General features: G+C 61.6%; 9 protein-coding genes and 1 pseudogene. 6 read left to right on the top strand and 4 right to left on the bottom strand.

From position 1 onward, the window contains the following. Positions 1-235: 235 nt before the first annotated feature. Entirely contained in the window at positions 236-1,552 is a 1,317-nt protein-coding gene (gene xylA, locus ACE04F_RS17570; protein WP_486108651.1) for a xylose isomerase, read from the bottom strand. A gap of 154 nt (positions 1,553-1,706) precedes the next feature. On the opposite strand from xylA, the gene ACE04F_RS17565 reads away from it, so the two are divergent. Continuing rightward, positions 1,707-2,882 (top strand): XylR family transcriptional regulator, encoded by a 1,176-nt coding sequence (locus ACE04F_RS17565; protein WP_486108649.1) that lies wholly within the window; start codon positions 1,707-1,709, stop codon positions 2,880-2,882. On the opposite strand, the gene ACE04F_RS17560 is transcribed toward ACE04F_RS17565, so the two are convergent. Then, positions 2,871-3,113, bottom strand: coding sequence for a hypothetical protein (locus ACE04F_RS17560; RefSeq protein ID WP_486108647.1), 243 nt, complete (start codon positions 3,111-3,113; stop codon positions 2,871-2,873). The genes ACE04F_RS17565 and ACE04F_RS17560 overlap by 12 nt on opposite strands. Positions 3,114-3,258: 145 nt before the next feature. On the opposite strand from ACE04F_RS17560, the pseudogene ACE04F_RS17555 reads away from it, so the two are divergent. Both ACE04F_RS17555 and ACE04F_RS17550 read left to right on the top strand, forming a co-directional pair. After that, positions 3,259-3,599, top strand: a pseudogene (locus ACE04F_RS17555) (hypothetical protein). Positions 3,600-3,763: 164 nt separating this feature from the next. Then, positions 3,764-4,141, top strand: a complete 378-nt coding sequence (locus ACE04F_RS17550; RefSeq protein ID WP_486108645.1) for a hypothetical protein — start codon at positions 3,764-3,766, stop codon at positions 4,139-4,141. A gap of 36 nt (positions 4,142-4,177) precedes the next feature. Here ACE04F_RS17550 and mqo read toward each other — a convergent pair whose 3' ends face one another. Then, on the bottom strand, positions 4,178-5,827 hold the full coding sequence (mqo, locus tag ACE04F_RS17545; RefSeq protein ID WP_486108643.1) for a malate dehydrogenase (quinone): 1,650 nt from the start codon (positions 5,825-5,827) through the stop codon (positions 4,178-4,180). Between the two features lie 219 nt (positions 5,828-6,046). Between mqo and ACE04F_RS17540 the strand changes: the two genes are divergently transcribed. Continuing rightward, positions 6,047-6,832, top strand: a complete 786-nt coding sequence (locus ACE04F_RS17540) for a DeoR/GlpR family DNA-binding transcription regulator (protein WP_486108641.1) — start codon at positions 6,047-6,049, stop codon at positions 6,830-6,832. 90 nt (positions 6,833-6,922) lie between these two features. Then, entirely contained in the window at positions 6,923-7,849 is a 927-nt protein-coding gene (locus tag ACE04F_RS17535; RefSeq protein ID WP_486108638.1) for a Gfo/Idh/MocA family protein, read from the top strand. A 45-nt stretch (positions 7,850-7,894) separates the two neighbouring features. On the opposite strand, the gene ACE04F_RS17530 is transcribed toward ACE04F_RS17535, so the two are convergent. After that, positions 7,895-8,497, bottom strand: a complete 603-nt coding sequence (locus ACE04F_RS17530) for an XRE family transcriptional regulator (RefSeq protein WP_486108636.1) — start codon at positions 8,495-8,497, stop codon at positions 7,895-7,897. Between the two features lie 159 nt (positions 8,498-8,656). On the opposite strand from ACE04F_RS17530, the gene ACE04F_RS17525 reads away from it, so the two are divergent. Next, entirely contained in the window at positions 8,657-9,349 is a 693-nt protein-coding gene (locus ACE04F_RS17525) for a B3/B4 domain-containing protein (RefSeq protein WP_486108634.1), read from the top strand. The last annotated feature ends 59 nt before the right edge of the window (positions 9,350-9,408 follow it).

Below are 9,408 nucleotides of genomic sequence, written 5' to 3'. Positions count from 1 at the left end.
ATTTTCGGGTTCGTCGCGTCGGCCATGGCCGGAAGCGACAGCAGGGCGAGGGCGCCGGCGAGCAGGGTACGTTTGAAGGTTTTCATGGTGGTGCGTCCTTTTATTGTTTTTTGAAAGACACTGCCTGACGATGAACATGATGCCGGTAGAACTGTAGAGACTTGTTCGGCGTTCCGGGCGCAGATTTGTCGCGCGAATGTAACAACCTCCCTGCGCCCATGAAGGTTGCCTGCGGTCAGGGGTAGATGAACCGGTTGACGACGTTTTCGAGCATCTCCTGCCGACCGCTGACGGCCTGCGGATCCAGCTCGTTGGTGAACGCATGCTCGGCCAGCGATTCGAGGCTGAAGTCGCCCGCCAGAACGGCCTTGCCGAACGGCTGCTGCCAGCCGGCGTAGCGCTGGTCCTTGAATTTCTGCAGTTGGTCGTTCTGCACCATGGCCGCTGCGCGTTCCAGGGACAGGGCGAGCACGTCCATGGCGGCGACATGACCGTGGAACAGATCGACGTCGTCGACGCTCTGGCGGCGGACCTTGGAGTCGAAGTTGAATCCGCCGTTGCCGAAGCCTCCGGCCTTGAGGATTTCATAGGTGGCGAGGGTCATTTCCTCGACGCTGTTGGGAAACTGGTCGGTGTCCCAGCCGTTCTGCGGATCGCCACGGTTGGCATCGATGCTGCCGAAGATTCCCAGGGAGACCGCCGTGGCGATTTCATGATGGAAACTGTGCCCGGCCAGGGTCGCGTGGTTGGCCTCGATGTTGACCTTGATCTCATTCTCCAGGCCGAACTGTTGCAAGAAGCCGAACACGGTGGCGCTGTCATAATCGTATTGGTGCTTGGTCGGCTCCTGGGGCTTGGGCTCGATCAGCAGGTCGCCCTTGAAGCCGATCTTGTGCTTGTGCTCGACCACCATGCGCATGAAGCGGCCCAACTGTTCGCGTTCGCGCGCAAGGTCGGTATTGAGCAGGGTTTCATAGCCTTCACGGCCGCCCCACAATACGTAGTTGGAGCCTTTCAAACGCTGAGTGGCGTTCATGGCGCTGAACACTTGGGCAGCGGCGCAGGCGAAGACCTGTGGGTCCGGGTTGCTGGCGGCACCGGCGGCAAAACGCGGGTTGCTGAAGCAATTGGCGGTGCCCCACAGCAGCTTGATTCCGCTTTGTTCCTGATGGCGCTCCAAGTGATCGACCATCTGCGCGAAGTTGTTGCGGTATTCCTTCAGCGATTGTCCTTCCGGCGCGACGTCGGTGTCGTGAAAGCAGTAGTAGTCGATGCCCAGCTTGGAGAAAAACTCGAACGCCGCCTCGGCCTTGCCGATCGCCAGTTCCAGCGGATCCCCGGCATGCTGCCACGGGCGCTTGAAGGTCCCGGCGCCGAACACATCGGACCCTGGCCAGACAAACGTATGCCAATAGCAGACGGCCATGCGCAGGTGCTCGCGCATCGGTTTGCCGAGCACCAGCTTGTTGGCGTCGTAATGGCGGAAGGCGAGCGGCGACTCGCTGCCAGGGCCTTCATAACGAATCGGCTCGACATCGGGGAAGTACGACATGGACGGTTTCCTTTTTATTCTTGGCGGTGTCCCGATACTACCGCCGGCCCGCAGGCTGCTGATTATGAAAATCACCAATCGGCAGTTCGATTTTGAGTATTGAGATTCGCCGTTCGCGCGCCTAGTCTGTGTCCATCGGCCCAGGGTAAAAACAATGAAAATCGTCCCGCCCGTTCACCGCATCGCCCTGCTGTTCAACGGCAGCAAGATCTACGACCGCGGCATCATCAGCGGCATCGGCAACTACCTGAGCAGCACGCGCGCGTCCTGGGACCTGTTTCTCGAGGAGGATTTTCACTGCCGGTTGAAAGGGATCGAGCGCTGGCAGGGCGATGGAATCATCGCCGACTTCGATGACCCGCTGATCGGCGAGGCGCTGGCCGGGATCAAGCTGCCGGTGGTGGCGGTGGGGGGCTCGTATCAGGACGAGCGCGCCTATCCGAAGGGCATTCCGTATGTCGCTACGGATAATCACGCGCTGATCAAGTTGGCCTACGCGCATCTGATCGAAGCCGGGTTGACGCAATTCGCCTGTTTCAGCCTGCCCGAAGCCCAGGCCAATCGCTGGGCCCAGGAACGGGAAAAGGCCTTTCGCCAGTTGATGCAGCGCGATGGCCTGCCGGTGCAGGTGTACCGGGGCATGGGCACCAGCGCGCCGCTTTGGGACAGCGCGGTCGAGCAGCAGATCGCCTGGCTGCAGAGCCTGCCCAAACCCATCGGCATCATCGCCGTCAGCGACGCGCGGGCCCGGCAGTTGCTGCAAGCTTGCCTGACAGCCGGGATCGCCGTGCCGGAGCAAGTCGCGTTGATCGGCATCGATAACGACCCGCTGACCCGCAGCCTGACCCGGGTGCCGCTCAGTTCGGTGGTGCAGGGCACCGAAACCATGGGCCGGACCGCCGCGCGCCTGCTTCACCAGATGCTGCACGGCATGCCTTCCACCGGCACCCAGGTGTTGATCCCGCCCGAGGCGATCAACGTGCAGGCGTCGAGCCTGCATCAGCCGCTGGGCAATCCTTATGTCATGCAGGCTTTGTTGTTCATTCGCCAATACGCCTGCCAGGGCATCAAGACCGCGCAGGTGGCGGCGTATGTCGGTGTGTCGCGTTCATCCCTGGAGTCGCATTTTCGCAAGGAGCGTGGTTGCAGCGTGCACGACGAGATCCTGCGCTTCAAGCTGGCGGCGGCGGCCAGCGGGTTGGAGAACACCGAGCTGGCGATTGCCGATATCGCCCGCGATTGCGGTTTCAAGTCGGCGCAGTACCTGCATACGGTGTTTCGTCGCGAATTCGGCTGTACGCCTCGGGGATTTCGCCAATCAGTCGGATAGCCAGCTACTCATCACCCGCCGATCCAGTTCCTCCCAGTCCGCCATGCCCAACACCCGGGTAGTGTTCAACCCCCGCAGATAACCGCGCAGTTGATTGGCCGTGTCGCGCTTGAGCAGCGGGTCGATTTCGGCATTGCTCAACAGCACGCTTTCGTACTGGACCAGGTACTCAGCGACCCGCTCACGGAAGTCAGGCAGTACCGCGTCACGAATCAAGTCAAACGTTCTCATCCCGTTCCTCATCCTTATCCGGCCTGCAACTATTGCTACGAGTAATAGTGACCATTACCAAATGCAAGTTCTGCTTTGCGGGCAATCATCGGAAAATCAGCGCCATCGAGACGCAGCCCAACGTTTTTATTTTCAGGACCGATCCATGCGCCCTTTATTTCTACTGTCCCTGGCGTTTTCCCGTTGTTACTGGTGGGATGTGCCTCGGCACCGAACGATCCGACCCTGACCTTGCAGACCAGCAAGACCCCGGCCGAATACGCTGAATGCGTCGTGCCGAAGTTGCAAGGCAGCGCTTTGAGCCCGATGGTCTCGCAGAGCCAGCGCAGCTACCGCATCGTCGTGCCCAGCAGGATCTCCGCGGACAACGTGCTGGAAGCCTACAAGGCCGGCAGTGGCGGCAAGGTGTTTGTCTACGAGCGCCATCTGCTAGCGTCCAACCTCCTGCCTTCGAGTTTCGAGCGCGCCGCACAGGAATGCATCTGACCGGCCCGTAAACGCTTTTCTCCGTGCTCCTTTGGTTGGCCGCAACCAACCAATTCCCTTGCCCCGCACCGTCTTCGGTCGCGGGGCTTTTTTTGTCCAGGGACCTCAGATACCTTGATGTGAAAGGGTTGCCGAAGCAAATCCGCCTCGCATGAAGGACCGAAATGACCATGCTCCCAGCGTACTCCGCGCCAATCGCCCTGGCGCTTGCAGCCCTTTGCGCACCGGCGCAGGCCGCGACGTGGCAAATCTGCGATATCCAGCTGCACGTCACCGAAGTGGTGAAACGGCCCACGCCGAAGCTCCAGGCCAAAGTCCTGGAGGTGCGCCCGGCCTCGCCCAGTGTGGAGTGCCCTGAAGAGGGCGCGGTGATCAGCTTCATTCCGGAAACCGCCGACTACCAGGCCACGCTGCCACGCCGCAAATGGCCCGGGAAAGGCCAGGCGATCCGGATCAAGTACCGCTATCTGGATGGGATCTGCAAGGGCGACGGCAACGAATATCCTTGCCGTATCGAGCATTATCCGTTTGTGGCTCGATGAAAAAGTCGCCCATCGGACGTCCAGCAGTCGGAGCATTCACAACGCCAGGTCCGGGTCGGAGTCGCTGTGCTTCTGGCCTACCGGGTCGCTGTTGGTCGGGGCGTTCGACTCGGCGTTGCCACGAATGTCCGGAGGCGGCGCCAGTTTCAGCACATCGCTGGTGTATTTCCATGCCTCGTAGACACGGTCAGGATCATCGTTAAGCCGCGTCCCGTAACTGGGAATGATCTGATGCAGTTTTTCCTGCCAGGCCGGGGAAGCGACCTTGTCCTTGAAGACCCGCTGCATCACTTCCAGCATGATCGGGGCCGCCGTCGATGCGCCAGGGGATGCGCCCAGCAGGCCGGCAATGCTGCCGTCCTGGGAGGCCACCACTTCGGTGCCCAGCTTGAGTACGCCACCTTTTTCTTCATCGCGCTTGATCACCTGCACGCGCTGGCCGGCTTGCCAGAGGCGCCAGTCTTCCTTCCGGGCCTGGGGAAAATATTCCTGCAAGGCCTTGAACCGATCATCGTCGGAAAGCATGAGCTGGCCGGCCAGGTATTCAACCAGTGGGTATTGCTCGATGCCTACTTTGGTCATCGGCCAGATATTGTGCGGGGTCATGCTGGTGAAAAGGTCGAAATACGAGCCTTCCTTGAGGAATTTGGTCGAGAAAGTCGCAAACGGACCAAAGAGGATGACGCGCTTGCCATCCAGCACGCGTGTGTCCAGGTGCGGCACTGACATCGGTGGCGCGCCGGTGGAAGCGATGCCGTAGGCCTTGGCCATGTGTCGCTCGGCAATGCCAGGGTTCTCGGCGACCAGGAACGAGCCGCCGACCGGGAACCCAGCGTAGTCGTCTGCCTCCGAGATGCCCGATTCCTGTAGCAGATGCAGTGCGCCGCCGCCGGCGCCAATGAATACGAACCTGGCGTCGGTGGTGGTTGTTTCGCCGTCCTTGAGGTTCTTGTATTCCACGCGCCAGGTACCGTCGTCATTGCGGGTGATGTCGCGCACCTCGCTGGAAAGCTTCAGGCTGAAGTTGGGCCTGCTCTGCAAGTAGCTGACGTACTGGCGGGTGATTTCGCCAAAATTCACATCGGTGCCGATCGGCGTCCAGGTGGCCGCAAGCTTCTGGTTCGGATCGCGGCCTTCCATCATCAAGGGCACCCATTTCCTGATCTGCTCCGGGTCCTCTGAATACTGCATCGGCCGGAACAACGGGCTCGCTTGCAGCGCCTCGTAACGTTTCCTGAGGAATTTGATGTTGTCGTCGCCCCAGACAAAACTCATGTGCGGGGTGGAGTTGATGAACGAGGGAGGGTTCTTCAGCACGTTGTGGCGAACCTGCCAGGCCAGGAATTGGCGGGTGATCTGGAAGGCTTCGTTGATCTCGATGGCCTTGGCAATGTTGACGTTGCCCTGGTCGTCCATCGGCGTGTAATTGAGCTCCGCCAGTGCCGAATGCCCGGTGCCGGCGTTGTTCCAGCCGTTGGAGCTTTCTTCGGCCACCGCGTCCAGGCGCTCGACCATTTCCATCGACCAGCCAGGCTCAAGCTCGTTGAGCCAGATGCCCAGCGTCGAACTCATGATGCCGCCGCCCACCAGCAGCACGTCGACCTTCTTCGTTTCCGCCGCCTGGGCACCGTTGACGCCTGACAAGAGGGCAGCGCCCAGCAGGAGCGCAGTAATGATTCTGTTCATAGTTCCATCCTCGGCGACCCGAGGAGTCGCTCGTTGACCAATTGACGCAACCGACCTTGTGTTGACCCGCCTGGAGAAAGGACTGTTCAGCAACCTGGCGGGAGCGAGTGACGAAAGGCACCCTGGCCTTCGCAGCGGAGGGTTTGACGACCCGAGGGAGACGCGGCATAGTGCGCTCGATTGTGTATGTTCATGCTCGTTTATGCAGGTTTGGCTGTCATGAGTGCTACCCACGAAGTGTTTCCCGGCGAACGCCAACGCTTGATCAGCGAGCGGCTCGCCCTATATGGCCGCGTCATCGCGGCTGATCTGGCCAGCGAATTCAACGTCTCTGAACATTCGATACGTCGGGACCTGGGCACATTGGCGGCGGCGGGCTTGTGCAAGCGCGTCTATGGCGGCGCGATTCGCTTGCCGGCCGCCGAAGCGCCGATCGATGTGCGGATCCACCAGGATCCAGCGCGCAAGGATAGCCTTGGCCAAGCGGCAGCCGCGCTGCTCAGCGCAGGCCAGCATGTATTCCTGGATGCCGGCTCGACCAACCTGGCCATTGCCCGCGCCATCGACCCGGGGCTGCAATTGACGCTCAGCACCAACTCCCCGTTGATCGCGGTGGAACTGATGAAGCTGCCCCGCGCCGAGGTCATTCTGCTCGGCGGTCGCATGAATCGCGTCGCGGGCGGGGCGATCGGTCTGGCCGCCGTCCAGCAATTGCGCCAGTTCAATTTCGATTTGTGTTTTGTCGGGGCCTGCGCCATCGACCCGGACAATGGCGTCACGGCGTTTGGCCTGGACGACGCCGAGTTCAAGCGCGCGGTGGTCGCGGCCAGCGGTCAGGTGGTGGTGGCGGTGACCAACCAGAAGCTGTCCAGCGTCGCTCATTATCAAGTGGCTTCTTGTGAAGAGGTGACCACGCTGGTGGTGGAGCAGGACGCCCCGCAAGAGCGACTCGGCCCCTTTTTCGAGCGAATCTCCAAAGTCGTGAGGGCACTCGAGAAGCAATAACGCAAGGCAAGGGGATCCGACCCATTGTCCGCCAGACGATTTACGTCTAGTTTGCTGGCCCATCATAAGTACAAAAGTCAGGAGTCATCGATGCAACCGATTCGTCTCGGCCTGGTGGGCTACGGCAAGATCGCCCAGGATCAACACGTTCCCGCCATCCAGGCCAACCCCGCGTTCGAACTGGTGGCGGTCGCCACGCAAGGCAAGCCCTGCGCCGGTGTGGAGAATTTCCAGTCGTTGGGCGAGTTGCTGGAAAACGGTCCGCACGTCGATGCGATTGCCTTTTGCACGCCGCCGCAAGGGCGATTCGGCCTGGTCCGGCAGGCGCTGGCGGCCGGCAAGCATGTGCTGGTGGAAAAACCGCCCTGTGCCACCCTGGGCGAGGCGATGGCGCTGGTGGAGCAGGCGAGTGAGCAAGGCGTCAGCGGCCTGTTCGCCTGGCATTCGCGTTACGCCCCGGGCATCGAGGTTGCCCGCGACTGGCTCGCCAGCCGCACGCTGCAAAGCGTCCGGATCGACTGGAAGGAAGACGTGCGCAAATGGCACCCCGGCCAGGCGTGGATTTGGCAACCGGGCGGCCTCGGGGTCTTTGATCCGGGCATCAACGCCTTGTCGATTGTCACCCATCTGCTGCCGCTGGCGCTGTTCGTCGAGTCGGCCGAGCTGCGCGTTCCCGACAATTGCCAGTCACCGATTGCCGCGAGCATCAGGATGTCGGATGCCCGCCATCTCGATATCCGCGCCGAATTCGACTTCGACCATGGCCATGATGAGCTCTGGAGCATCGAGATTCGCTGCACCGAAGGCGTCTTGCGACTGGACAACGGCGGCGCGTTGTTGAGTATCGACGGCGTGCGCCAGGCGGTGTCGGAGGAGGGCGAGTACGCGGCGGTGTACCGGCATTTCCAGCAGTTGATCGGTCACAAGGCCAGCGACATGGACCTGCAACCGCTGCGCCTGGTTGCGGACAGCTTTTTCGTCGGCAGCCGGACGTTGGTCGAGCCGTTCTACGACTGAATGGCGAGCGTGCCCATTCTCGTGAGGGGATGGGCACGCGGCCTGCTATCGATGTATTTCGGCAACCGACATGGTGAAGATCAGCTTCGACTTGCCGGCATTGGAGTACGTGTGCGCCACGTCGGTTTTCGCGACCGCCGAGCTACCGGCGGGGATGACCAGTTCCGTTTCTCCCACCACACATTTCAGTGTGCCTTTTTCTACATGGAACAGCTCAAGCGTGCCTTGAGGGTGTCCGGCCGAGGCGAAGGTTTCGCCGGGAAACATTTCCCAGCGCCACAGCTCGATCATGTTCGGGCCTGGAGTACCGGCCAGCAGGCGCGCGCTGCCGCCCAGCTCTCCGGTCCAGAGCGTGGGAATGTCCTGGCTGTCGATGACATGGGCCGAGGGCGCTTCTGCCACGTTGACGATGTCGGCCACCGAAAGGCCCAACGCCGCGGCGATCTTGCACAGGATGCCGATGCTCGGGTTGGCCGTGCATTTCTCGATTTCCACCACCATCCCTTTGCTCACGCCTGAGCGCCGGGACAGTTCGTCCAGGGTGATTTTCTGAGTCTTGCGTGCCTGCTTGAGCGTGCGCGCAACGGCCAGGCTCACCGCGTGGGCGTCGGCGCCAGGGGCGGTCGATAGAGGGCTGTTCAGGGGCATCACCAAGGATCGCGACAAATGTGCCAGGGATTCTCGGCGTTTGGCGGGGATGGCGTCAATCGGCTCATCGTATTTTGATGACCAAAAAGTCGATATATTGACTTTGGTGGCCGGCGGTGACTAGCATGAAAACCGATTTTGAATTGCTGGAGAATGCTGATGCTGTCGGTACAGCCGTTGATCGACCAAGCCGTTGCCGAGCTGGCGCCGGGGTTCAGGGCGCTGAGCATCGTCGCGTTAGCGGCGCCGCTTACCGATCCCGACGTCGCTCGCGCCGCGTTGGATCGAGCCTGTCAATCGGTGCTCGCGGGCGGGCCGGCCTGGGCGGAGGCCCATTTGCAGCAGTGGGCGCAAACGTTCCGGTTGTTCGGCGCCAAGCCGCAACGCACGCCTTGTTCAGCCGAAGCGTTGCGCAAGCGGGTGCTGCGCGACGGCGGCTTGCCGAGCCTTGATCCCGTCGTTGACCTCTACAACGCCATCAGTCTCGAATATGCGATCCCGGTGGGCGGGGAGAATATCGAGGCGTACGCAGGCTCGCCGCGACTGGTGATTGCCGAGGGCCGCGAACCGTTCGATACGATGAAAGAGGGCGCGCCTGCCCATGAATACCCCGACGCCGGCGAAGTGGTCTGGCGCGACGACCAGGGCGTGACGTGCCGTCGCTGGAACTGGCGCCAGGGCGTCAGGACCCGCTTGGACGCGGAGGCCCGGCAGATGTGGTTCATCCTCGAAAGCCTGCCGGCGATGCCGCTCGAAGCGCTGACCGAAGCGGGCGACAGGCTGATAGAAGGGTTGCAGGCGATGATGCCCGGTGTGCAGATCGAGAGCATGCTGATCGGGCCCGGAAGCTAAGAACCAAGGTTCGGTTGAACGCTCTTGTGGCGAGGGAGCTTGCTCCCGCTGGTGCGCGA

This window comes from Pseudomonas sp. AGC41 (assembly GCF_057334555.1).
Note: the sequence above shows the minus strand (reverse complement) of the source record. Positions and strands in the feature narration are given on the sequence as shown.

Excerpts from the sequence above, each read along its gene's own strand:
- xylA (WP_486108651.1), bottom strand. The coding sequence starts at position 1,552 with ATGTCGTACTTCCCCGATGTCGAGCCGATTCGTTATGAAGGCCCTGGC.
- ACE04F_RS17530 (WP_486108636.1), bottom strand. The coding sequence starts at position 8,497 with ATGCCCCTGAACAGCCCTCTATCGACCGCCCCTGGCGCCGACGCCCAC.
- ACE04F_RS17550 (WP_486108645.1), top strand. The coding sequence starts at position 3,764 with ATGACCATGCTCCCAGCGTACTCCGCGCCAATCGCCCTGGCGCTTGCA.
- ACE04F_RS17535 (WP_486108638.1), top strand. The coding sequence starts at position 6,923 with ATGCAACCGATTCGTCTCGGCCTGGTGGGCTACGGCAAGATCGCCCAG.
- mqo (WP_486108643.1), bottom strand. The coding sequence starts at position 5,827 with ATGAACAGAATCATTACTGCGCTCCTGCTGGGCGCTGCCCTCTTGTCA.
- ACE04F_RS17525 (WP_486108634.1), top strand. The coding sequence starts at position 8,657 with ATGCTGTCGGTACAGCCGTTGATCGACCAAGCCGTTGCCGAGCTGGCG.
- ACE04F_RS17565 (WP_486108649.1), top strand. The coding sequence starts at position 1,707 with ATGAAAATCGTCCCGCCCGTTCACCGCATCGCCCTGCTGTTCAACGGC.
- ACE04F_RS17560 (WP_486108647.1), bottom strand. The coding sequence starts at position 3,113 with ATGAGAACGTTTGACTTGATTCGTGACGCGGTACTGCCTGACTTCCGT.
- ACE04F_RS17540 (WP_486108641.1), top strand. The coding sequence starts at position 6,047 with ATGAGTGCTACCCACGAAGTGTTTCCCGGCGAACGCCAACGCTTGATC.